A 22,938-nucleotide genomic window follows, 5' to 3' on the forward strand; every position below is an offset into this window, starting at 1 on the left:
AGTTCCGGCAGGTCGCTGCACATGGTTCTGGATGAGGAAGTCCGCCGATGAAGGTTCGTTTGCTGCTGCCCGCGTCCGCCCTGTTGCTTTCGCCCGCCGCCTTTGCCCAGGCGTCGAAGCCGGTCACCGCCCCCGAAGGTTTTTTCAAGCAGCCGATCGGCAGCGATTACTATCTCGCCAACTACAGCGAATACGAAGCCTATCTGAAGCGCCTTGCGAGCGAGTCGGATCGCATCCGCCTCGTCGATATCGGCAAGACGGCCGAAGGGCGGACGCAGTGGATGGCGATCGTATCGTCGCCCGCAAATCTCGCGAAGCTCGACGACTATCGCGCAACTGCCGAGAAACTTGCCCGCGGCCGGGTGAGCGAGGCGGAAGCGCGGACGCTGGCCCAGACCGGCAAGGCGATCGTCTGGATCGACGCCGGCATGCACGCGACGGAGACGGTGACCTCGCAGGGCCAGCTACAGGTCATTCACCGCATGTTGAGCGAGTCCGACCCCGAGACGATGCGGATCCTGGACGACTGCATCCTGTTGTTCGGGCACGACAATCCCGACGGGATGGAGCTGGTCAGCGACTGGTATATGCGAAGCGCAGATCCCAAGAAGCGGACCTTCGAAACGCTGCCGCGACTGTACCAGAAATATATCGGGCACGATAACAATCGCGACAGCTACATGGCGCAGATGCCCGAGACCGAGAACGTCAACCGGGTCCTGTTTCGCCAATGGTATCCGCAGATCGTTTATAACCAGCACCAGACCGGCCCTGAGGGCATGGTGGTGTTCGTTCCGCCGTTCCGCGACCCGTTCAACTTCAACTATGATCCGATCGTGATGTCGCAGCTGAGCGAGGTCGGGCATGCGATGCATTCCCGCCTGATCGCGGAGGGCAAGGCGGGCTCCGGCATGCGCAGCGCCGCGCGCTATTCGACCTGGCATAATGGCATGGAACGCTCGGTCTCGTATTTCCACAACAGCATCGGATTGCTGACCGAGATCATCGGCGGGCCGACGCCCGCTAAGATCCCGCTGGTGCCGGCGACCCAGTTGCCACGGGGCGACGAGCCGATGCCGATCGCGCCGCGCGACTGGCACCTCCAGGACTCGCTCGATTATCAGTGGAGCCTGAACCGTGCGGTGATGGACTATGCCTCGCGCAACCGCGAGCGGCTGTTGTTCAACATCTGGCGGATGGGCGCGAACAGCATCGCGCGGGGCAGCCGCGACAGCTGGACGATGACGCCGACCAAGGTCGATCGTCTGAAGGCCGCGGCCCCGTTCAAGGATGAAGGCGACAGCGGGCGGGGGGCGAAGAAGATCGATCCCGCACTCTACACGACACTGACCCAGGTTCCGGCGGAGCGCGATCCGCGCGCCTATATCCTGCCGGCCGACCAACGCGATCTGCCCACGGCGATTACCTTCCTCAACGCGCTGATCAAGGCGGGCGTCGAGGTCGAGCGCGCCGATCAGGCATTCACCGCGGGCGGCAAACACTATCCAGCCGGTAGTTTCGTCGTCCGCACGGCGCAGGCCTATCGTCCGCACGTGCTTGACATGTTCGAGCCGCAGGATCATCCCCACGATACCGAATATCCCGGCGGCCCGCCCCAGGCGCCTTATGACATTACCGGGTACACACTTGCGTACCAGATGGGGGTCGGATTCGACCGGGTGCTCGACCCGTTCGAAGCGCCGACTGCGCCGGTGGGTGAGGTGATGACGCCGCCGCCGGGCCGGATCCAGGGCAGCGGTATGGCCGGATGGCTGGTCGGGCATGAAACCAACAACAGCTTCATCCTGACCAACCGCCTGCTGAAGGCGGGCGTACCCGCGCGCTGGATGACCGGGGCGGTCGGGGCGGGGGACACGGCACTGCAACCGGGCGCCCTTTGGGTGCCAGCATCGCCAAAGGCGAGGGCGATCCTCGAGCGCGCGGTGGCGGAATTGGGGATCGATGCGCACGCCGTTGCCGCACGACCGGCTGGCGCTTCGATCGCCTTGAAACCGGTTCGGGTGGGGCTGGTCGACCGCTGGGGTGGGTTGATGCCCGCCGGCTGGACCCGCTGGCTGCTCGAGCGCTTCGAATTCCCCTATGAACAGGTTTATGCCAAACGCCTCGACGCAGGCAATTTGCAGCGCGACTATGACGTGCTGCTGTTCGCCGACGACGCCCTGCCGCCCAAGGGCGCCTGGGGCGGCGACCGCGCGCCGCGCCAGCCCGAGGAGAGCGACACACCGCCGGGGATGCGCGCGATGCTCGGCCAGGTCACCGACGCCAGGACCGTGCCCGCCGTTGCACGCTTCGTGGAGGGCGGCGGCGCGGTCGTCGCTATCGGCAGCTCGGGGCGACTGGCCGAACTGATGCAGGCGCCGCTCGGCGCCGCCCTGTCGCGGCGGGTCGATGGCGAGGACAAGCCGCTGGAACCGCGCGACTTCTACATTCCCGGATCGATCCTTCGCGCGCGGATCGATAACAGCCAGCCGCTGGGCTTCGGCATGCCGGACCAGGCCGACATGTTCTTCCTGTCCTCGCAAAGCTTCAAGCCCGTGCCGGGCAAGGGCACCGTCCGCACCGTCTCCTGGTTCGAGGGGCGCGACCTGCTGCGCAGCGGATGGGCGGTCGGCGAGGAGAAGCTGGCCGGCACCATTGCCGTCGCCGATGTCGATATCGGTCGCGGCAAGCTGTTCCTGATGGGACCGGAGGTCGCGCAACGCGCTCAGTCCTACGGAACCTATAAATTGCTGTTCAACGCGCTGCTGTATGGCGCGGCTGAGCGGTGACCAAGGGCGCCATGCGTGGATCCGCAGGACCTGCGTAGCGATCGGGGGCACGTCGGTACGCTTTACTTAAGGACGAAGCGCTGCATTGTGATGTGGTGCCCACGATCCTCGAAAGGTTGCTTTTTCCGTCGCCTCGGCTGGACGTGATGGCGCTTAGCCGCAGCCTGGCGGGGCGAACCATCCTGGTCACCGGCGCGAGTTACGGGATTGGCGAGCAGGTGGCGCGGATCGCGGGCAGGGCGGGTGCCCGGCTGTTGCTCGTAGCGCGGACCGCCGACCGGCTGGCGCAAGTGGTGCGCGAAATCGCCGCGGATGGCGGCACCGCGGACAGTTACATTTGCGATCTCAGTGATGCCGAGGCGGTGGAGCGGCTCATAACGACCCTCCCTCCGCTCGACATCTTCGTCAGCAATGCAGGCAAGTCGATCCGGCGCCCGGTCATGGCCTCGCTCGATCGGCCCCAGGACGCGACCCGCACCAACGCGGTCAACTATCTCGCGCCATGCCGCCTGACTCTCGCTGCCATACCGGCGCTGATCGAGCGAAGGGGGCAGATCATCAACGTCTCCGCGGCGAATGTCCTCCTGCCGCCCGCGCCCGGCTGGGCCGCCTATCAGGCGTCCAAGACGGCGTTCGACCAATGGCTGCGCAGCGCTGCGCCCGAATTGCGCGCGCGGGGTGTCGCGGTGAGTTCGATATACCTGCCGCTGGTTCGCACGCGGATGATCGCGCCGACGCGCGCCTATGACCGGATGCCGGCGATGACTGCGGAACAGGCTGCTCTGCATATCGTCGCCGCGATGCTGCGGCGTCCGCGGTGCTGGCGGCCCTGGTGGCTGCCGCCCGCTCAGCTTGGGGTCGCACTCGCGAGAAGCACGTGGGAGCCGATCGCCGACTGGCGAGAGCGGAGCGCGTTGCGCTGAAGCGGCAGGGGCCTTCACGCCGCTGGATCATTTCGAGCGCGCTGCGATCGGGCCTGTTCTCTCCGGTCGCGCTGCTAACGCTTGGACGTTCGGTAGCGCGGTCCGGCGTCAACCTGATTGCGCTCGTCCGGATGGGTGCGCGGGTCTGCCCGGGCGGGGTCATCGACGACGGGTCCGAGCGTGTCGGCTACACGGCGCTTGCCGATCAGGCCAAACGGCTTGCCGCCGTCCTGAGCCGGGATCATGGCGTCGGGCGCGGAACGCCCGTGGGCATCGCCGCGGCGAACGGCCTGAGTTTCGTTCGCACTTTGCTTGCCCTGTCCCGATTGGGGGCGCGCGCGGTCCTGATCAATCCAGGCCTGCCGGCGTCGCAGTTTTCGCAGCTGCTGGCCCGGCACGGTGTCGACCGGGTAATCGCTAGCCGTGACGCAACCGTGCCGACCAGCGGAATCCAGATAGTCGATCCGGCCGAATTGCTCTTGCAAGGCACCGTGTTGCAAATCGATCTGCCCCGGCGATCGTCCGGGGAGATCGTCGTGCTGACCGGCGGAACGACCGGCTTGCCCAAAGCCGCTGCCCGCGCGGTCGCGCCCGGACGCATGCTTCGGCTGTTCCTGCACCTCGTCGCTGCGTTGCGGATGGAGCAGCGAAAGGCAGTCCTGGTGACCGTGCCGCTGTTTCACGGTTTCGGCCTCGCGTCGCTGGTGATTGCTCTTGCGCTGGGGCGGACGGTGCATCTGCGACCGAGGCTCGATGCCGAAGCTGCCGCCGCGCTCATCGACGCCGAACGGATCGACACGCTGGTGGCGGTGCCGACGGTTCTGCGGCGGTTGCTGGCAGTGCCGGCGCCACTCGACTCGCTGGACTGCGTCGTGTCAGGCGGCGCCCCGCTGGATGTGGAGTTAGTGCGAGAATGCCGGCAGCGTCTGGGGGGCAGTCTGTTCAACCTCTACGGCACGAGCGAGGCTGGACTTGCGGCCCTCGCACAGCCGGAGGATCTGGCGGAGGCGCCCGAAACGATCGGCCGGCCGGTGTGGGGCGCAGACATCCGACTTGGCGAAGAGGGCGAGCTACTTGTTCGCAACGCCGCATCAGTAGCCGCTCGCGACTGGATCCAGACGGGAGACCTGGCATATCGCGACCCGTCAGGCCGCCTGTTCCTGCGCGGCCGGACCGACGACATGATCGTCTCCGGCGGCGAGAACGCCAATCCATGGGAGTTGGAGAGCGTCCTCATCACCCATCCGCGGGTGGCTCGGGCGGTAGCGATCGGCGTCCCGGATCCAGACTTTGGCCAGCGGCTGGCGGTATATGTTGTGCCGCGTGGCGGTGTCGAACTGGAAGGGGCGATACTGCTCGACTGGGTCAAAGAACGAGTGGCGCGCCACCTGATGCCTCGCAGCGTGACCATATGCAGCGCGCTGCCTCTGACCGCCATCGGAAAAATCGACCGTAACGCACTGCGGCAGGCAGCAATTTGATCCGGACCAGCAGGAGACGGATCGAACGGGTCGGTTGATCGATCCTGACCGGCAGCCGAGATTTTGCATTGGTTCAGTTGCCAAATCGCGTTAGCGAGTTCGGTTATAGAAGTTCCCCTCCGCATCAGCCCTGAACGGCGACAATTTGCTCCACCAATTCCCCTCCAATTCCGCACGCCGCGCGCTGGACGTTCTGGGCGATCGCTGGACGCTGATGATCCTGTATCTTGCCTTTGGCGGGGTGAAGCGGTTCGAAGGGTTTCAGGGGCGCATCGGGATCGCCCGAAGCCTGCTCACCAATCGGCTGGGACGGCTGGTCGATGCGGGCGTGTTCCGGCGAGCCCAGTATCAGGAGCGGCCGCTGCGATTCGAGTATCGGTTGACCCCGATGGGCGTCGACCTGTTCGGGGCGTCGCTGATGATCATTCGTTGGGAAAAGCGCTGGTTTCCCGATCCCGAGGCGCCGATCCACTCGCTTCGCCATGAGTGCGGGCACGTCTTCACTCCCGAACTGCGCTGCGCGTCCTGCGATGGCGAGGTGGTTCCGCGCGATGTGTTCGCAACCGAGGGGCCGGGGGCAGGGCTGGAACCGCCCCAGGCGCCGCGTGCACAGCGGCGTTCCTCGGTCGAGCGCGGCAAGCTGGATCCGCATGAAAAGATGCTGGAGCGGGCGCTGGAAGTGCTCGGCGATCGCTGGATCGCGCAGACCATCGCCTCGGCGTTCAGTGGCACGCGCCGGTTTGGCGAATTCGAGGAGCAATTGGGCGTGGCGCCCAACATCCTTTCGGAACGGCTGGCACGCCTGGTGGCGCTGCGAATCCTGGAGCGGGTCCGCTATCAGGAAAAGCCCGAGCGGTTCGAGTACCGCCTGACTGCCGAGGGGCGCGATCTGTTTCCGTTGATCGTCGAGTTGATCCGCTGGGGCGACCGCTGGCTCGCGGGAGACAAGGGGCCGCCGCAAATTCTCACGCACCGGCCCTGCGGTCAGGTCCTGCGGCCGCGCATCACCTGCGACCAGTGCCATGCCGAGGTGACGGTGACCTCGACGATCCTGCCATAGGGCAGGGGGCAGTTCAGCTGGTCAACGCGCGGACATGGTCGGGTGCGTCTTCGCCTGCGCGCAGCTTTTCCATCCGGCGCGTGTCGAGATAATCGCGCCACGCCGCGATCCGGTCGCCCTCGAACTCGACCACCGCGGCATAGGGCATCGCGATCTCGACTCCGTTGGTGCGGCGATAGGCATCGACGCCCTCCACGAACAGCAGATCGCCATCCTCGGCGTGGCGCAGGATGCGCCAGCGTGTCTCAGCCATGTCGGATCGCAACTGAATGAGGAAGACGCGGACCGCGGCTTTGCCTTCTAATGGGGCGAAAGCGCCCGCAGCGACGTGCCAGCGCACATCGTCGGTCATCACTGCGAGCACGCCGTCGATGTCGCCCGCATTCCATGCCGTCACCAGCCGCGCGAACATGGCATGGCGGGTCAAGCAGGTCGGTCCAGGATCAGGGCGCGCAGTTCGCGGCGCGGCACCTTGTTCATCGCATTGCGCGGCAGCGCGTCGAGCAGCACGAGCTGCTCGGGCAATTTGAAGCGCGCGAGGCCGCGTTGCTCCAGCCAGTCCGTGATCGCCGCGAGATCCGGCTGTTCACCATCGACCGGAACGACCGCCGCGCACATGCGCTCGCCCATCCGATCGTCGGGCAGTCCGACCACGGCGGCTTCCTTGATTGCGGGATGGCCGGCGAGCAGGTCGTCGATCTCCGCCGGCGAGATGTTGGCCCCTCCGCGGACGATGATCTCCTTGCAGCGACCGACGAAGCGATAGAAGCGCGGCGCCGGCCCGTCCCCGGCAATCTCGAACAGGTCGCCGGTGCGGTAGAACCCGTGTGCGTCGAAGGCGTTCGCAGTGGTCTCGCGATCATCCCAATAGCCCCCGAAGGTCGCCGCCCCCTGGAAGCGCAGCTCGCCGGGTTTTCCGGGTTCGGTAATCTCGGTTTCGGTCTCGAGATCGACGAGCCGTGTCTGGATCATCGCGTGGCTGACGCTGCCCGGCCAGTCGATCCCCGCCACCCCCATGCGCGGGAAATAGCGGGCACGCTCGCTATGATCGGGCATGGAGCGCGCGTCGCTGAACAGCGAGGCGCCTTCGTTCGACCCGTAGATGTTGCACACCTCGATCCCATAGCGCTCCGCAAATCCCTGGATCATGAAAGGTGAAAGCGGGGCCGAGCCGGATCCGATCGCGCGCAGCGAGGACAGGTCCATGCTGTCGAGCAGTCCCGGCGCCTTGAGCAGCGCCGTGAGGATGGCAGGGGCGGCGATGGTGTAATTGACCCGCTCCTCGACGATCTGGCGTAGGAACAGCTGGAGATCGAACGGATGATGGAGGACCAACGTGCCCTGTTTCATCAGCCACGGCGTGACCAGTCCGAACGAGCCGATATTGATCAGCGGGAACGGGTTCAGTAGCACTTCCGCATCGCGGATGTCGGCCGCCTCCGCGACCATCTGGCCGTTGACGATCCATTGGTTCTGGTCGCGCGGCACGCCTTTGGGACGCGCTTCGGTGCCGGACGTCCAGAAGATCGTGAAGACTTCCGCCGGGCGCATCGGCTGCGCGTCATGATAGGCAGCGGCGCGCGCAGGATCGGCGGCGGCGATATGGGCGTCGAGGTCGATCGTCCCCTCGACTGCATGCCCGCCGGTGACCAGTACTTGGCAGTCGCGATCCCGCGCGACGTCGAGCGCCATCGCCGAATGGTCGAAGCCCGCGAAGGTCGCCAGCGTGACGATCGCGCGCGGTCGAACCGTGTCGGCGACATGGGTCAGCTCGTGCCGGCGATAGGGCATCGCCACCGGCGAGATGATTACCCCGATGCGCGAGGCCGCGAGCGCGAGGCTCACGGTGTCGGCAATATTGGGCAGCTGGTAGGTGAGTATATCGTCCTTGCCCAACCCGCAGTCGAGCAGCGCCGCACCGACGCGGTCGACCTCCTCGCCCAGTTCGCCCCAGGTCAGGCGGCGGGGCGGCCGCCCGTCGAGATCGGCGCGGTTTGCCGGATCGACCAGTGCCAATCGGTCGGGAACCTCGCGCCGGTTGCGCTGTAGCCAGTCGTCGAGCGTCAGGTCGCCCCACCAGCCCCGGGCGGTATAGTCGTCGACCTTGTCCTGCGGCGTCAATTGCATCTCGGCTCTCCGTTCAGGCAGCGCGCTTGGGCGGCCAGGGGACGAAGCCCGAGGTGCTCGCAATATAGTCGGCATAGTCGGGCTTGGTCTTGCGCATGCGGAACTCCAGCGTCGGTGCGCCGGACCATTTCATCAGCGTCCAGGTGAGCAGCAGCGGCCCCGGGAGCGCCCACCAGCCGATCGCCGTTTCCGCTCCGATCAGGAACAGGCCCCACCACACACAGGCGTCACCGAAATAATTGGGATGGCGGGTGTAGCGCCACAGTCCCGTCGACAGCACCTTGCCCTGGTTCGCCGGGTTCTTGCGAAAGCTGGTCAGCTGCCAGTCCCCCAGGCTTTCGAAGGCGATGCCGAAGATCGCAAGCGCCGCGCCGACATAGGCCATCGTCCCGAGCGCGGCCGGTTCGGCCTGGATCATCCCCAGCATCACCGGCAGGGCGACGATGAACTGGAGCGGCGCCTGTGTCGCGAACACCAGCCAGAACGACGCCTTGCCATAGGTCCAGCCGCGCTTCTCCTGCGCCTTTTCCATCATCCGGACATAGCGACGGTCAGGACCGTGATCGCGCCAGCGCCAGAAGAGATAGCCGCCCAGCCGGACGGCCCAGACGAGGCAGAGCGAGAGCAGCAGGACGCGCCGGTCGGTTCCGCCGCCAAGCTGAACGAAGGTCGCCAGTGCGAGCAAGGCCATGCCCAGCGCCCACCAGGCATCGACCATCGTGACGTCGCGGATCGAGGCGCAGATCGCCCAGAGCAGGGTGAAGGCGATCACGACCGTCAGCGCGTTGATCGCCAGGATTTGCACGATTGCCATTGCCGTTTCGCTCCCCCTTTCGATCGCCGGATCAGCGCCCGGTCGAAATGCTGTCCATGTCGAGCATCCGCGCCAGCGCGCGTTCCTGCGCCTTGGGGTCGCGGGCCATCGCGGCGCGGACCTCCATCGCCATGCGGTCGGTGTCGATCTCGTCGGCACCGCGCCGGATCGCGGACAGGCCAATGCGCGCGATATCCTCGGGCCGCTCCTTCGCGCCCTCGACATGCGCGGCCATGCGCGTGTCGACCGATCCGACGATCAGCGCGGTGACCGAGGTCCTTTGCTTTGCCAGTTCGGCGCGGATCGAGGTGCTGGCCGCACGCGCGGCGAATTTGGATGGGCTGTAACCGCCCATCGCCGGCACCGCGACCAGTCCACCGGACGACAGGACATTGACGATCGCGCCGCCGCCATTGCGTTTCAGGATCGGGGCGAAGGCGCGGCACATGCCGAGCAGGCCGAAATAATTGACCTCCATCTCCGCCCGTGCGGCGTCGATCGTCTCGGCACCGATCAGCCGCTGGTTCAGAAAGGCGCCGGCATTGTTGACCAGGATCGAGACATCGCCGGCATCGCGCGCGGCCGCCAGGATCTGCTCCGGATCGGCCAGGTCGAGCGTCAGGATCTCGACCCGCTCCCCGCCTTCCGCCGCCAGATGGCTTGCATTGGCCGGATCCCGCGTGCCGACATAGACCTTCGCCGCGCCCCCATTCAGCAATGCACGAACGAACGCTTCGCCGATCCCGCGATTTCCGCCCGTGACGAGTGCGGTCGCGCCTTCGATCTGCGTGGCCATCAGGCGGCATCCCGCTTGTAGAGACTGTCGTTCGGCTTCTTCGCGCTCATCACCAGATTGGTGCCGGGCGGAAACATCAGTCCGCGGCCCCAGCTTTCCGCATGGGGCATCTCGTGGTTCCATTCCCATACCAGCCGGCGATGGGCGATCTTCCACAGGCCGTCGCGACGCTCGAACCGGTCGAGCGCGCGGGCGAGCGTCAGCGTGTCGAACGTCTCGCCATCCTTTTTCATCCGCGCGAAGGCGAGGATGTAATGTTCGGCATGGGCGACCTCGCCATCGAGTTCGATCACCAGATTGGTGGCGAGATGGTTCATGATCCCGGCACGGGGCAGCATCTTGGCCATCAGCGCGACATAGTCGGACGCCGGGCCCTTGAAGACGCCGCCATGGTCCTCGATTGCGTCCGGGTGATAGGCGGCGGCGATCAGATCGATATCGGCGCGATCGGCACCGCGCAGATAGAGGTTGATGACGTCGGTGATGGCCTGCCGGTCGAGCAGCGCCTGGAGGGCGGGGTCGGTCATTGGGCGTCTCCCAGATCGATGATGTCGGCGTCGGGCGTGTCGGCGTAGAGGCGCGCGACCTGATCGGCGCGGCGATCGATCACCGCGCGGCGGTTGACGGTTCCCTTGTCCGACATCTCGTGCGCATTGGCGCTGGGCGGTTCGTCCAGCAGAAGCGCGCGGCGGATGCGCGACGCGCTGCCCTGCTGACCGGTGTTGAATGCTGCGAGGGCCGCCGCAATGTCTGTGCGAGATGCGGATGGCGCCGGCCAGGCGAGCAGCGTGAGATAGGGACGGTCGGCATCGCACAGCACCAGCTCGCGGACCATCGGTGCCAGCGCCTTTAGCAACTGGTCGCGCAGCGCGCCGCCATAGACCCATGCGCCGCTCGACAGCTTGAATTCCTCGGCCGCTCGCCCGGCAAAGGCGAGCCCGGCCTCCGGGCGATCGGAATCGTTGAACACCGCCATGTCGCCGGTCCGGTAGAAGCCCTCCTCATCGAAGGCGGCGGCGGTCTTGTCCGGCTCGTCGAGATAGCCCCGCGTAACCATCCGTCCCTTGACGCGCACCTCGAAGCGATCGCCCTGCGGTACGAGCTTCACCGTGGCGCCGGGGGCGGGGAGTCCGATGCCGACGCGGTCCGTCTCGAAATAGATCGCCATGAACGCCGAGACCGTCTCGGTCGCGCCATAGCCGGAGGTCAGCATGATGCGATGGCCGGTCTCTGCGATCGCGGCGGCCTGAAGCCGGTCGTAGACCGGCTGGCTCAGCCCGGCACCGCCATAGAGCATCACTCGAAGTTTCGAGAAGAAGGTGCGGCGGAGCACCGGATCGCGCTCGAGCGCCTCGACCAGCATGCCATAGCCCATCGGGACGTTGTTGTAGAAGCCGACCCCGATTTCCCGCAGGTTGCGGATCGATTCCTCGAATAGGCCCTGCACCGGCTTGCCGTCGTCGATATAGAGCGTGCCGCCCTCGGTAAGCGTGTTCCGCAGCACCGATGCGCCAGCGGCATGATGCCAAGGCAGCCAGTCCAGCATCGCATCGTGCCACCCCGCGGCCTCGCCGACCATCTGGCGGCACTGGATCGTATTGGCGCCGAGATTGTCGAAGCTGAGTTCGACCAGCTTGGGCAGGCCGGTCGAGCCCGAGGTCAGCATATAGACGGCGATATCGTCCGGCTGGATCGCGTCGATCGCTGCCGCGACCGCGTCGGTAGGTGCGGTCGCGTAAAGTGCGTCGAGTCCGATTGCCCGCGCGCTCATCGCCGAGGGGACGTCGGTCACGATCAGCGCGTCCCCGGTGTCGAGCTTTTGGATCGCGTCGGCCATGCGGGCCGCATTGCCCGCCACGATCACGCCCGGGCGCGTCTTCCGAACGACATGCGCCAGCCGGCCATAATCGCCGCCCAGCGCGGCATAGGCGCTGCTGACCGGCACCACCGGCAGACCAGCCGCCCAGCCGGCAAAGCTCATCACCGCAAAGGCAAGTCCGTTATCGGCGATGAGGAGCAGCGGCCGGCCCGCCGGCGCATGATCTAGCAGCCACTGCGTCGCCGCGTCGATGCGCTGCTTGAGATCGGCATAGGTGATGGTCCGCCAGCCATCACGGCCGGCCTCGCGCCATGCCAGGGCGGGCTTGTCCGGCTGTACCTGTGCGGCACGCATAAACGCTGCCGGCAGATTGGAATCGAACTCCGCCAGCCCGATCTTCGTCGCCAGCAGGATCGTGCCATCGTCGCGGCGGTCGAGCGAGAGATCGACCGGCATCAGCCGCGCTTCGCGGAAGGGCGGCGGGGCGGCGGCGGCCATCGTCAGACCGCCGGCCGCGTAAGCATCGCCTCGACATGTTCGCTGACGCCTTGCCCGGCGAGCTGGTTCTCCTGCAACCGGCCGTCGAAATATTCGCGCCAGTTGCGGATCAGGCCGTCTTCGTAGTTCAGGATGCCGCAATAGGGGATGGCGACCCGGATACCGTCGGCAGTGTCGAATTCGTCGACCCCCTCCATCCAGACGGTGTCGCCGACCTGTGCCACGTCGAACAGCCGCCAGCGATTGTTTGTGATGCGGCCCTTCATCGCCTCCAGCGCCTTGCGCATCGCGTCGCGCCCCTGAAGCGGCGCCCGGATGCCGCCGGAATTGTTCCAGACCACGTCCGGATGGAGGCAGGCGAGCACGCCGTCGATGTCGGCGCGGTGCCAGCTTTCGATCACGCGACGCAGGGTCGCAACATGGTCGGTCATCTCTCTCTCCTTCGCGAATGCCGGGAGGGGTTCGACCCACAACAGGGCCGCGCTCCCGATCATCAGGGTTCGTCGGTGGATCACTCGCGCGTGACGATCAGGCTGACCGTTGTCGTGGTCGATCCTCCGATGTTCAGTGTCTGGACGGCGTTTGCGCCTTCGACCTGATAGTCGCCCGCGGTACCGATCACCTGCTTGTGCCCGTCGAGTGCCATGCGGATGCCGGTCGCGCCGACCGGGTGCCCGCCGCCGATCAGTCCGCCCGAGGGATTGACCGGATGCGCGCCGCCGATCTCGATCGCGCCGGACTCGATCGCCTTCCATGCCTCGCCGGGCGCGGTCAGGCCGAGATGGTCGATCGCCATATATTCGGTGGTGGTGAAACAGTCATGGACCTCGAACGCGTCGATCGCCTCGATCGGCAAGCCGGCGCGCGAGCGAGCCTCCTCGGCCACCCGCTTCACCTGCGGAAAGACGTGGGTAGCTCCATCGGAGTCTGCGATCTTGCGCGCATAGGAAATCGGCGCGGATCGATGGCCCCAGCCCGAAATGCGCGACAAGCGATCGATCGCGATCCCGCGTCGCGTGGCATATTCTTCGGCGCGACGCGGAGAGGCGAGGAAAATGACGCTGGCGCCATCGGTCACCTGTCCGCAGTCGGTCTTTCGAATGCGCCCCTCGACCACCGGATTGGCGTCGTCGTCGGCCGTGAAGCTCTCCGGCGTGAATTGCCATCCGCGCGTCTGCGCATTGGGGTTGCGGCGCGCATTGGCGAAATTGACCTCCGCGATGCGACCCAGATGCCGCGGATCGATGCCATAGCGGCGATCATATTCCTGCGTGAGATCGGAAAAGGCACGCGGCCATACATAGGTCGCGTCGCCGAATTCATGCCCGTTCCAGGCTGCGGCGCCGAGATGCTGTGCGGCGGTGAGCCCCGGGACATTGCGCATCTGTTCGAGCCCGATGACGCAGGCAAGGTCGTAGCGACCGGATTCGAGGTCTGCCATCGCCGCCATGATCGCGACCGAGCCCGATGCGCATGCCGCCTCGTGCCGCGCAGTCGGAAGTCCGTCCAACGCCGGATCGGCCTCGCCGAAAAAGCCGCCCAGCAGACCCTGGCCCGCGAACAGCTCGCCGACGAAATTGCCGACATGTCCCACCTCGATCTCGCCGGCATCGAGTTGTGCTGCGGCAAGGCCGGCGTGCAGCGTTTCGGCGAAAATGTCCGCCATATCCTTACCCTCGCGCGCCCAATTGGCTGCGAAGTCGGTCTGCCACCCGCCGAGAATATAGGTCATATCTGCTGCTCCTGCGGATGTCGGGTGGTCGCGGCCATTGCCGCGATTGCGCGCCGGAACGGTCCGACGGAGGACAGGACGAGCAGTCCGGCCACCGGCCCGAGCGCGCCCGCCGCGACTGCGATCGCCGGCCCGAGCGCCTGCGGATCGCGAAACACATATTCGGTGATCAGCGCGACGCTGACCGGCCCGATGGTGAGGCCGACGATGCCGAGCGTGAAGAAATAGAGCGCGGCAACGCGACCGCGCAGCGTGCCCGGCGCCGCCTCGCACAGGGCGGCAACCGCGATCCCGCCCGACGCGGTAAAGAAGATCAGACCCGGCACCAGAATGGCCAGCGCGATCCAGCCGGAGGGGGCAAGACAGGCGGCGACCATGAAGGGCGTCACCAGCAGGATCGACCAGCCGGTGACCTTGTGACTTGCTGCCTCGACTCTGCGCTGCGCGAGATGGGAGGCGAGCCAGCCCGCCCCCGACAGGCCGAAGCCTCCGAAGACCAGAACGACGAAGCCGTAGCGCAGGCCAACCTCCGCCGGGCTCCAGCCGAAGCTGCGCATGAAATAGGCGGGCATCCAGGACAGGACGCCGTAGATCAATATGCAATAGAGCGACATGCCGCCCAGATGGCGCAGGTGAAAGCCGGGATATCGGCGGATATGGGCGAGCAGGCCGGTGCCGGCCTGTGCGGGCGCCGGCAAATCGCGGCGTACCGGCTCGGTCACGAAGGCGAGCAGCATGACGACGACCAGGCCCGCCAGTCCGACGATGATGAAGGTCGCCTGCCAAGGCGCCACGGCGCCGATGACCGGCAGGACCACTTCCGGACTGGCTGCGATCGCGCCGATCACCGCACCGCCCACCATCAGCGCCAGTCCCGCGCCGATCGAGCTGGCCATCGAATACACGCTGATCGGAAAGGCGCGCTTCTCGGGCGGGAAGGTGTCGCCGATCATCGAGATCGCGGCCGGAGAGAGCGTCGCCTCGCCAGCACCCACGCCCATCCGCGCGACAAACAGGTGCCAGAAATTGCCTGCCAGTCCGCAGGCGGCGGTCGAGAGGCACCAGAAGGTGACACCCACGCCGATCACCCGCTTGCGCGAGATCCGGTCGACCAGCCATCCGATCGGCAGTCCCATCGCGGTATAGAACAGCCCGAATGCCAGCCCCTGCAGCAGCGCGATCTGGGTGTCGTTCAGCCCGAGATCGGCCTTGATCGGGTCGATCATCAGGCTGAGGATCGTGCGGTCGACGAACGAGACGACATAGCCAAGCGTGAGCACCGCGACCGCGAACCAGCTGCGCGTCGGCGACGGCCAGTTGCCAGCCGCCACCTGCAGTGTGGCAGAGACAGGGGGCGGGGCGGCGGTGGCCATGTGCGGCGCCCCCTACCGGGTGCTCGAATCGAAATCCTGCGCCATGCCCATCTCGCTCAGCAGATGGTGGCGGTCATAATATTCGCGCCAGACCTTGATCCTGTCGCCCTCGAATTCCAGTGCGCCGCAAACGGGCGTCGCCCCGGGCTTGCCCTTGCACACAAATCGATCGACGCGTTCCATGTACAGCGTGCCGTTGATCACGCCGATATTGCGCACTTCAAGCGCGATGCTGTCGGCGAGTGCGCCGAGCCCGGAGATGCGCTTGTGGATCGCATCCCGTCCGACAATCGGATCGATCATCATCGAGTGAAGCACCGCATCCTCGGTCATCAACGACGCGGCGCGGTCCCAGTCCATGTCGTTCCATGCGTCGATCATCTCGTGACCAACGGCAATCATCCGCTCATCCGATACGGACATGCGCCTCTCCCATAGTCTGTTTATGCAAGTAGCCTGACGGCCCGATGCGCGCATGTCAACAAGTAAGTCTTGACAAGCAAGCGACCCCATATGAACCTACTTGCATAAAACGACTGATAAGCGTCGCGGCACAAGCCGCGCGATTTATGAGGGAGAGCATGATGATTGGCGACCTGCGCAAAGGCGTGATTCGTTCGATGTTGACCTCGACCGGCCTCGCGGCCGGCCTTGCTGCCATACTGATGGGCGCGCCCGCCCTGGCGCAGGAAGCTGCGCCCGAGGAGGAGCGTCCGCACGCCGACGGTCCGCAGGTCAGCGATATCGTCGTCACCGCTCGCAAGCGCGAGGAGAGCTTGCAGAACGTGCCGATCGCGATCACCGCCTATGACGGGGACACGATTCGCGACGCTCAGATCGTCAACCTATCCGAATTTGCCGGGCGGACCCCCAGCTTCACGTTCCAGTCGCAAAGCTCGCTCGAGCAGGAAGCCTTTATCCGCGGCGTCGGCACAGTCCGGCTGAACAGCGCGACCGCCGACCCTTCGATCGGCCTGTTCCTCAACGAGGTCTATATCGGCCGCCGCGGGTCGGCGACGCCGCCGATCTTCGACCTGGAGCGGGTCGAGGTGTTGCGCGGACCGCAGGGCACCATCTTCGGAAAGAATGTGGTGGGCGGCGCGGTCAGCCTCGTCACCGCCGCGCCCAAGTTCAGCTCTGCGGCCGGGGTGTCCATCTCCGTCGGGAACTATAACAGCATCCAGACGGAGAGCTACGCCACCGGAGCCCTAAGCGAGACGATCGCGGCGCGCGTCGCGCTCTACACCAACCGGCATGACGGCTTCAGCCGCAACATCGTCAACGGGCAGGAGCTGGAAAATCTCGACAGTTATGGTGCGCGCTTGTCGTTTCTTGCGCGGCCGGCGAGCAACCTGACGATCAACCTGATCGGGGATTTCAGCAGCGACAATGGCGGCGGTCAGGCCCGTCATGCCGTCGACGATCCGACGCGGCCGGGGATCGGGCCGATCACGACTGGCCAGCGTTCAAAGGACCCGCGCACGACCGAAACGCCTTATGACCAGTTCAACCGGCGCAAGACCTACGGCGTCACCGGCCGCGTCGATTATGACGCGGACTTCGCGACCTTTACCTATCTCGCCGCATTGCGCGGCGGCGATTCCGGGCAGCGCTACAGCCAGGCGGGTGCCGGGTCGCCGCCATCCTTCACCGACTCGGTGCTGACCCAGTTCGAGAAGTACCAGGGCATCACCCAGGAATTGCGCATCGCGTCGAACGGCACGGGGGCGCTGCGCTGGCTGGCCGGCCTCTATTATCTGCGTGAGGAGACCGATCGCAGCTCGCGCAACACTGCGAAAAGCTTCCTGCCGGGCGGACCGGGCAGCACGCGCGACAGCCTCGACGGCGAGAATATCTTCGACCAGGTCGGGGTCGCGCAGAACTATGCGGCCTTCGGCGAAGTGTCGTGGTCGATCACCCCGCAACTGACCGTCACTGCCGGCGCGCGCTATACCGTCGACAAGAAGCGGATGGACGGCGAGGCGCGCATCCTGAGTCTCGGCCAGCCGGGCGACATCCTGTCGCCGGCGCCGCTTCGCGAACCCTATGCCGTCGAGGTCGATAAGACCTGGCGCGAGGTGACGCCGCGTTTCGCCGTCGAGTTCAAGGCGACCCCGGACATCCTGCTCTATGCCTCGGCTGCCCGCGGCTTCAAGGGCGGCGGCTGGCAATCGGCGACCCCGGATCGGGCCACGGCGCTACGTCCGTTCGATCCGGAGACTGCCTGGAACTATGAAATCGGCATCAAGAGCGATTTTTTCGACCGCCGGGTTCGCCTGAACCTCGCCGCGTTCCAGCTCGACTTCAAGGATCTGCAGGTCGAGCAGCTCGACGACGTGCTGCTGACCACCGTCGTCGCCAACGCCGCCGACGCGCGGATCCGCGGCGTCGAAGGCGAACTGACCGTCGCGGTGACAGAAACCCTGACGCTGTCGGGATCGGGGTCGATCATCGACGCCAAATATCTCGACTATATCGATCAGGGTCGCAACCTGGACTTCACGGGCAACAAGCTGCCGCGGACCTCCGATTTCCAATATTCGGTAGCCGCCGATCATACGCTGCCGCTCGGCACCAACCTCGCGCTGCGGACGCATGTCGATTATGTCTATCAGGACGCGTTCTTCTACGGTCCCGACAACACCAATGCCGAGCCGGGCTATGGGCTGCTCAACGCCCGGATCGGGATTGGCGCAGCGGATAATGGCTGGGCGCTCTCGCTCTGGGCCAAGAACCTGACCAACCGGCTCTACCGCGTCAGCGTGATCCCGTTCCTGGGGGACGAATCGTCATTATATGGTGCGCCGCGCACCTATGGCCTGCGGCTGTCGACCCGGTTCTGATGCCGCTCGCCACGATCAAGGCCGCGAGCCACGCTTGCTCCCAGACGGCGACCACAAAAGGAAATCGTCCATGAAACTGTTTCGCCATCCGCCGATCGTCACCAGTCTGAAGCCGAGCAACCATCCCTATCTGACCGGCGCCTGGACCCCGCTGCATGAGGAGGTGGACGCGGAGGATCTGGAAGTGATCGAGGGTGCGGTGCCGACCGATATCGCGGGCATGTACATCCGCAATACCGAGAACCAGGTGCATCAGCCCTTGGGCCGGCATCATCCGTTCGACGGGGACGCGATGCTGCACCGCATCGAATTCTCAAATGGTCGCGTGCGCTATGGCAATCGCTTCGTGCGGACGCGGTGCTTCGCGGCCGAGCAGGAGGCGGGCGAGTCGCTATGGGGCGGGCTGGCGGATCCGGTAAGCACCGCCAAGCGCCCTGGCTTCGGCGCGCATGGTGCGATCAAGGACAGCGCCTCGACCGACGTGGTCGTCCATGCTGGGAAGATCCTGGCGACCTTCTACCAGTGCGGCGAGGCGTATCAGATCGATCCCGATACGCTGGAGGATCTGGGCGTCGCACCCTGGGCACCGATCGACGGCGTCTCGGCGCATTGCAAGGTCGACGAAACGACGGGCGAGCTGCTGTTCTTCAACTATTCCAAGCACCCGCCCTATATGCATTATGGCGTCGTCGGTGCGGACGGGCGGCTCAAATCCTATGTGCCCGTCGCGTTGCCGGGGCCACGCCTGCCGCACGACATGGCGTTTACCGAGCATTATTCGATCCTCAACGACCTGCCGACCTTCTGGGATGAGAGGCTTCTGGAGCGGGACATCCATGCGGTCCGCTTCCACGATTCGTTGCCGTCGCGTTTCGCGGTGATCCCGCGGCATGGCGGGGCCGAGGATATCCGCTGGTTCGAGGCGGCGCCCTGTTATGCGCTCCACTTCGTCAACGCCTATGAGGATGGCGACGAGATCGTGGTCGACGGCTATTTCCAGGAGGAGCCGACCCCGGCGCCGCTGACCGAGGGCGCAGTCGAGGGGCATGAGCACCTCATGGCCTATCTCGACATGCACAGCTTCAAGAGCCGACTTCACCGCTGGCGCTTCAACCTCAAGACGGGAGAAACCGTCGAGCAGCGGCTGTCCGACCGGATCGTCGAGTTCGGAATGATGAACGCCCGTCACGCCGGCAAACCCTATCGCTATGTCTATTCGGTCACCGCGAAGCCGGGCTGGTTCCTGTTCAACGGCTTCGTCAAGCATGACCTGCAGACCGGCGAGACGACCGAACTGATGCTGGAGGAGGGACGCTACGCCAGCGAAGCACCGTTTGCGCCGCGCATCGGCGCGGTCGATGAGGATGACGGCTATCTGGTCAGCTTCGTGATCGATGAAAATCGCGGCACGTCGGAATGCATCCTGATCGACGCGAAGGACCTTGCGGCCGGCCCGGTGTGCCGCATCGCGCTGCCGCACAAGATCAGCAGCGGGACGCATTCGGTATGGGCGGACCGCAGCTTCATCGAAACAGGGCGCGCGGTCTGACCTCGTGGTATATCGCGTGGTGCAGTGGGCGACCGGGTCGATGGGCAGAACGGCATTGCGGCGGGTGATCGACCATCCCGACCTCGAACTCGTCGGATGTCATGTCTATTCGGCCGATAAGGCAGGGCAGGATGCGGGCACGCTGGCGGGGCGCGACCCGGTGGGGGTCACCGCGACCAGCGATATTGCGGCCATCCTGGCGCTCGACGCCGATGTGGTGCTTCACATGCCGCGCATCACCTTGCCCTATGCGGCGATGAACGGCGATGTCGAACGACTGCTGGCGTCGGGCAAGAACGTGATCTCGATCGCCGGCTTCCACGCGCCCTGGGCACATGCGCCCGACTATGCCGATCCGCTGCGCGCCGCTTGCCTGACGGGCGGCAGCACGCTTGCCGGTTTGGGCGTCAATCCGGGCGTGATCGTCGAGCGCATCGCGCTGGCGGCAACGGGGTTGTGCAGCCGGCTGGATGCCGTGCGCGTTCACGAAACGGTCGATGCCTCGGCCATGGCGTCGCCCGGTTTCGTGTTCGGGCTGATGGGTTTCGGCAGCGATCCCGATACGGCCGACATCACCCAGGGGCCGCTTGCTCAGCTCTATACCCAGCTCTTCTCCGAAGTGCTGCACCTCGCGGCTCAGGGGCTGGGGCAGGGGATTGCGAGGATCGATCCGGCGCACGAACTCACCCGGGCGCCGCGCGATATTCCCGTCGCCGCGGGGACGATCGCGGCCGGGCGGGTGGCGGCAACGCGCTGGCGCTGGGTTGCGATACTTGACAGCGGGGCGAAAATCGAACTGGCGATCCTGTGGACAGCCGACCCGTCGCTCCACCCTGAAGCAGGTGCGGCGCACTGGACCATCGCGATCGAGGGGCGGCCGAACGTCCGCATGACGCTGTCGATCGACGAGGGCGATCCTGCCATGCCGCGCGCCCGCGCCCTGACCGACGCAACGGTTGCTGTCGCGCTGGCCGCCATTCCCCATGTCGTCGGCGCACCCCCCGGCTTTTTCGCCTATCCGCATCCGGCGGCATGGCGCGCGCCGCTTTCGGGAGACAGTATATGACCGTCTATATCCGCGAGGCATTGCGCACCCCGCGCGGCAAGGCGAAGGCGGACGGCGGCCTGGCGGGGGAGACACCGCACGGGCTGGTCGCTGCCCTGGTCGAGGCGCTCGATACGCGTGGCGCGGAGCCGCGACGTGCCGATGCACTGATGCTGGGATGCGTCGGTCAGGTCGGCGCGCAGGGCGGCAATATCGCCGAGGTATCGAAACTGGCGGCGGGTCTGCCCGACCCGGTCGCGGCTCAGACGCTCAACAGCTACTGCACCTCCGGTCTGGTCGCGATCGGCCAGGCGGCGGCACTGATCGAGACCGGCGTCATCGATCGGGCGCTGGCCGGCGGTGTCGAGATGATGTCGCAGGTGCCGTTCATGGCGGACCAGGCGCGCTATTACGAAGACGACGGCTTTGATCCGCCCGCGCGCTACATTCCGGTCGCCTTGTCGGCCGATCGCCTCGCGACCCGCCTGGGCATCGATCGCGCGGCGATGGACGCAGTGGCGGTCGCATCCCAGCGAGCGGCCGCAGCCGCCGAAGCCGAGCCCGGGCTGATCGCCTCGCGCATTCGCGTCAGCGGGCTGGAACGGGACGAATGCATCCGGGGACGCATGACCGCCGAGATGGCGGGCGCGATGGAGCCGGCATTTGCCGATCTTCGCGATGCCTATGCCGCTGCGCTCGGCGATGCGGCGTACGAGCCGCGCCTGACCCTCGCTCATGCCCCGCCCATGTGCGACGGGGCGGCGCTAGCGATGCTGTCGGGGAAGGCCGAAGGCGCCAGGGCGCGGATCGTCGCCTATGCGCAATGCGGCGGATCGGTGGACGATTCGCTGCTCGCCGGCTTCGACGCGATGACGCGTGTGCTCGACCGCGCGGGGCTCACGCTTGCCGATATGGACGCGATCGAGTTCATGGAGGCATTCGCGGTCGTGATCGCCAAATTCCTGCGCGATCATGAGGTCGATCCTGCGCGGGTCAATGTCGGCGGCGGCCATCTGGCCAAGGGCCATCCCATGGGCGCGACCGGCGCGATCCTGCTGTCGAGCCTGCTCGACGTGCTTGACGTCCACGACGGTCGGTACGGGCTGGTGGTCGTGACCGGTGCGGCGGGGATCGGGGCGGCGATGATCGTGGAACGGATTTCGGGATGAACATTGCCAAGGGTCTGAGGCTGCCGGTGCTGGTCGCGCCGATGTTCCTGGTGTCGGGCGTCGAGATGGTGGTGGCCGCGGCCCAGGCCGGCGTGCTCGGCGCATTTCCGACGCCCAATTGCCGAACGACGGCGGAACTCGATCGTTGGATGGCGGAGATCGCCGCGCGGGTCGATGGCCGGCCATGGGCAGTGAACGTCATCACCCATTCCAGCAATCCGCGCCTCGCCGACGATCTCGCGCTGATCGCCAAATATCGCCCCCCGGTGCTGATCACCGCGCTGGGCAGCCCGGCGGCGGCGGTCGCAACGGCGCGCAGCTATGGTGGAATGGTGATGGCCGACGTGCCGAACGTGGCGCTCGCCCGCAAGGCACTCGCCGCCGGTGCCGACGGACTTGCCTGCCTAGCCGCAGGAGCCGGTGGCCATACCGGACACCTTTCACCCTTCGCCTTCATTTCGGCGGTGCGGCAATTCCACCGCGGCCCGCTTTCGATCGGTGGCGGGATCGGCGATGGCGCGGGCGTCGCGGCGGCACGGGCGGCAGGTGCGGACCTCGCATGCATGGGCACGCGCTTCATCGCCTGCGACGAAAGCCTTGCCGGCTCGGACTATAAGCGGGCAGTGGTGGCCGCCAGTATCGAGGACATCGTGCTGAGCGACCGGGTGACGGGAACCATGGCCTCATGGCTACGCGACAGCCTGGCGGCTGCGGGCTATCTGGCAGGCGGGGGGGGCAGCCCTGATCGAAACTACGAGGCCGGGGCGGCAGTCGGACGCTGGCGGGATATCTGGTCGGCCGGGCAGGGCGTCGACGCCGTCCGGCAGCGCACACCGCTCGTGAGGATCATCGACGAGCTGGAGACCGAATATCGCGACGCGGTCACGCGACTGTCTTAGGCTCGCGCCTTTGAATCTCGC

The 22,938-nt window shown here is 66.2% G+C and carries 19 protein-coding genes; 9 read left to right on the plus strand and 10 right to left on the minus strand.

All coding sequences use genetic code 11. From position 1 onward, the window contains the following. The first annotated feature begins 47 nt into the window (after positions 1–47). From ACZ1H8_RS19220 to ACZ1H8_RS19235, 4 genes are all read left to right on the plus strand, one after another. Entirely contained in the window at positions 48–2,789 is a 2,742-nt protein-coding gene (locus ACZ1H8_RS19220; protein WP_465178830.1) for a M14 family metallopeptidase, read from the plus strand. A gap of 146 nt (positions 2,790–2,935) precedes the next feature. Beyond that, complete coding sequence (locus tag ACZ1H8_RS19225; RefSeq protein WP_465178831.1) at positions 2,936–3,712, plus strand: SDR family NAD(P)-dependent oxidoreductase; 777 nt, start codon at positions 2,936–2,938, stop codon at positions 3,710–3,712. After that, positions 3,667–5,193, plus strand: a complete 1,527-nt coding sequence (locus ACZ1H8_RS19230) for a class I adenylate-forming enzyme family protein (protein ID WP_465178832.1) — start codon at positions 3,667–3,669, stop codon at positions 5,191–5,193. Before ACZ1H8_RS19225 ends, ACZ1H8_RS19230 begins: the two co-directional genes overlap by 46 nt. Before the next feature lie 145 nt (positions 5,194–5,338). After that, complete coding sequence (locus tag ACZ1H8_RS19235) at positions 5,339–6,253, plus strand: winged helix-turn-helix transcriptional regulator (protein WP_465178833.1); 915 nt, start codon at positions 5,339–5,341, stop codon at positions 6,251–6,253. Between the two features lie 13 nt (positions 6,254–6,266). Here the strand turns inward: ACZ1H8_RS19235 and ACZ1H8_RS19240 are convergent, their stop codons facing one another. The 10 genes from ACZ1H8_RS19240 to ACZ1H8_RS19285 all read right to left on the minus strand — a co-directional run bounded on the left by ACZ1H8_RS19240 (position 6,267) and on the right by ACZ1H8_RS19285 (position 15,835). Continuing rightward, complete coding sequence (locus ACZ1H8_RS19240; protein ID WP_465178834.1) at positions 6,267–6,680, minus strand: nuclear transport factor 2 family protein; 414 nt, start codon at positions 6,678–6,680, stop codon at positions 6,267–6,269. Then, positions 6,677–8,380, minus strand: coding sequence for a class I adenylate-forming enzyme family protein (locus ACZ1H8_RS19245; protein ID WP_465178835.1), 1,704 nt, complete (start codon positions 8,378–8,380; stop codon positions 6,677–6,679). The genes ACZ1H8_RS19240 and ACZ1H8_RS19245 overlap by 4 nt, the downstream gene beginning before the upstream one ends. 13 nt (positions 8,381–8,393) lie before the next feature. Further along, positions 8,394–9,194, minus strand: coding sequence for a DUF1295 domain-containing protein (locus ACZ1H8_RS19250; RefSeq protein ID WP_465178836.1), 801 nt, complete (start codon positions 9,192–9,194; stop codon positions 8,394–8,396). A gap of 31 nt (positions 9,195–9,225) precedes the next feature. Further along, positions 9,226–9,990: an SDR family oxidoreductase gene (locus tag ACZ1H8_RS19255; RefSeq protein ID WP_465178837.1), complete on the minus strand. Its 765-nt coding sequence runs from the start codon at positions 9,988–9,990 to the stop codon at positions 9,226–9,228. Continuing rightward, a complete protein-coding gene (locus tag ACZ1H8_RS19260; protein ID WP_465178838.1) occupies positions 9,990–10,517 on the minus strand; it encodes a nuclear transport factor 2 family protein in 528 nt (175 codons plus the stop codon). The genes ACZ1H8_RS19255 and ACZ1H8_RS19260 overlap by 1 nt, the downstream gene beginning before the upstream one ends. Beyond that, entirely contained in the window at positions 10,514–12,307 is a 1,794-nt protein-coding gene (locus ACZ1H8_RS19265) for an AMP-binding protein (RefSeq protein WP_465178839.1), read from the minus strand. Before ACZ1H8_RS19265 ends, ACZ1H8_RS19260 begins: the two co-directional genes overlap by 4 nt. 2 nt (positions 12,308–12,309) lie before the next feature. After that, entirely contained in the window at positions 12,310–12,738 is a 429-nt protein-coding gene (locus tag ACZ1H8_RS19270; protein ID WP_465178840.1) for a nuclear transport factor 2 family protein, read from the minus strand. 80 nt (positions 12,739–12,818) lie between these two features. Next, positions 12,819–14,039, minus strand: coding sequence for an acetyl-CoA acetyltransferase (locus ACZ1H8_RS19275; RefSeq protein WP_465178841.1), 1,221 nt, complete (start codon positions 14,037–14,039; stop codon positions 12,819–12,821). Beyond that, positions 14,036–15,412: an MFS transporter gene (locus ACZ1H8_RS19280; protein ID WP_465178842.1), complete on the minus strand. Its 1,377-nt coding sequence runs from the start codon at positions 15,410–15,412 to the stop codon at positions 14,036–14,038. The genes ACZ1H8_RS19275 and ACZ1H8_RS19280 overlap by 4 nt, the downstream gene beginning before the upstream one ends. Positions 15,413–15,424: 12 nt before the next feature. Further along, positions 15,425–15,835 (minus strand): nuclear transport factor 2 family protein, encoded by a 411-nt coding sequence (locus ACZ1H8_RS19285; protein WP_110150343.1) that lies wholly within the window; start codon positions 15,833–15,835, stop codon positions 15,425–15,427. Between the two features lie 158 nt (positions 15,836–15,993). On the opposite strand from ACZ1H8_RS19285, the gene ACZ1H8_RS19290 reads away from it, so the two are divergent. The 5 genes from ACZ1H8_RS19290 to ACZ1H8_RS19310 all read left to right on the plus strand — a co-directional run bounded on the left by ACZ1H8_RS19290 (position 15,994) and on the right by ACZ1H8_RS19310 (position 22,917). Next, positions 15,994–18,255: a TonB-dependent receptor gene (locus ACZ1H8_RS19290; protein WP_465178843.1), complete on the plus strand. Its 2,262-nt coding sequence runs from the start codon at positions 15,994–15,996 to the stop codon at positions 18,253–18,255. Positions 18,256–18,325: 70 nt separating this feature from the next. Beyond that, positions 18,326–19,804 (plus strand): carotenoid oxygenase family protein, encoded by a 1,479-nt coding sequence (locus tag ACZ1H8_RS19295; RefSeq protein ID WP_465178844.1) that lies wholly within the window; start codon positions 18,326–18,328, stop codon positions 19,802–19,804. A 40-nt stretch (positions 19,805–19,844) separates the two neighbouring features. After that, positions 19,845–20,870 (plus strand): NAD(P)H-dependent amine dehydrogenase family protein, encoded by a 1,026-nt coding sequence (locus ACZ1H8_RS19300; protein WP_465178845.1) that lies wholly within the window; start codon positions 19,845–19,847, stop codon positions 20,868–20,870. Then, complete coding sequence (locus tag ACZ1H8_RS19305; RefSeq protein ID WP_465178846.1) at positions 20,867–22,018, plus strand: thiolase family protein; 1,152 nt, start codon at positions 20,867–20,869, stop codon at positions 22,016–22,018. The genes ACZ1H8_RS19300 and ACZ1H8_RS19305 overlap by 4 nt, the downstream gene beginning before the upstream one ends. Then, complete coding sequence (locus ACZ1H8_RS19310; RefSeq protein ID WP_110150338.1) at positions 22,015–22,917, plus strand: NAD(P)H-dependent flavin oxidoreductase; 903 nt, start codon at positions 22,015–22,017, stop codon at positions 22,915–22,917. The genes ACZ1H8_RS19305 and ACZ1H8_RS19310 overlap by 4 nt, the downstream gene beginning before the upstream one ends. Positions 22,918–22,938: the final 21 nt, after the last annotated feature.

Source organism: Sphingomonas sp. BL-S-25 (assembly GCF_055521555.1).

Coding starts and splice junctions, on each gene's coding strand:
- ACZ1H8_RS19220 (WP_465178830.1), top strand. CDS start 48: ATGAAGGTTCGTTTGCTGCTGCCCGCGTCCGCCCTGTTGCTTTCGCCC.
- ACZ1H8_RS19225 (WP_465178831.1), top strand. CDS start 2,936: ATGGCGCTTAGCCGCAGCCTGGCGGGGCGAACCATCCTGGTCACCGGC.
- ACZ1H8_RS19245 (WP_465178835.1), bottom strand. CDS start 8,380: ATGCAATTGACGCCGCAGGACAAGGTCGACGACTATACCGCCCGGGGC.
- ACZ1H8_RS19250 (WP_465178836.1), bottom strand. CDS start 9,194: ATGGCAATCGTGCAAATCCTGGCGATCAACGCGCTGACGGTCGTGATC.
- ACZ1H8_RS19255 (WP_465178837.1), bottom strand. CDS start 9,990: ATGGCCACGCAGATCGAAGGCGCGACCGCACTCGTCACGGGCGGAAAT.
- ACZ1H8_RS19260 (WP_465178838.1), bottom strand. CDS start 10,517: ATGACCGACCCCGCCCTCCAGGCGCTGCTCGACCGGCAGGCCATCACC.
- ACZ1H8_RS19265 (WP_465178839.1), bottom strand. CDS start 12,307: ATGGCCGCCGCCGCCCCGCCGCCCTTCCGCGAAGCGCGGCTGATGCCG.
- ACZ1H8_RS19270 (WP_465178840.1), bottom strand. CDS start 12,738: ATGACCGACCATGTTGCGACCCTGCGTCGCGTGATCGAAAGCTGGCAC.
- ACZ1H8_RS19275 (WP_465178841.1), bottom strand. CDS start 14,039: ATGACCTATATTCTCGGCGGGTGGCAGACCGACTTCGCAGCCAATTGG.
- ACZ1H8_RS19280 (WP_465178842.1), bottom strand. CDS start 15,412: ATGGCCACCGCCGCCCCGCCCCCTGTCTCTGCCACACTGCAGGTGGCG.
- ACZ1H8_RS19285 (WP_110150343.1), bottom strand. CDS start 15,835: ATGTCCGTATCGGATGAGCGGATGATTGCCGTTGGTCACGAGATGATC.
- ACZ1H8_RS19290 (WP_465178843.1), top strand. CDS start 15,994: ATGATGATTGGCGACCTGCGCAAAGGCGTGATTCGTTCGATGTTGACC.
- ACZ1H8_RS19295 (WP_465178844.1), top strand. CDS start 18,326: ATGAAACTGTTTCGCCATCCGCCGATCGTCACCAGTCTGAAGCCGAGC.
- ACZ1H8_RS19300 (WP_465178845.1), top strand. CDS start 19,845: ATGGGCAGAACGGCATTGCGGCGGGTGATCGACCATCCCGACCTCGAA.
- ACZ1H8_RS19305 (WP_465178846.1), top strand. CDS start 20,867: ATGACCGTCTATATCCGCGAGGCATTGCGCACCCCGCGCGGCAAGGCG.
- ACZ1H8_RS19310 (WP_110150338.1), top strand. CDS start 22,015: ATGAACATTGCCAAGGGTCTGAGGCTGCCGGTGCTGGTCGCGCCGATG.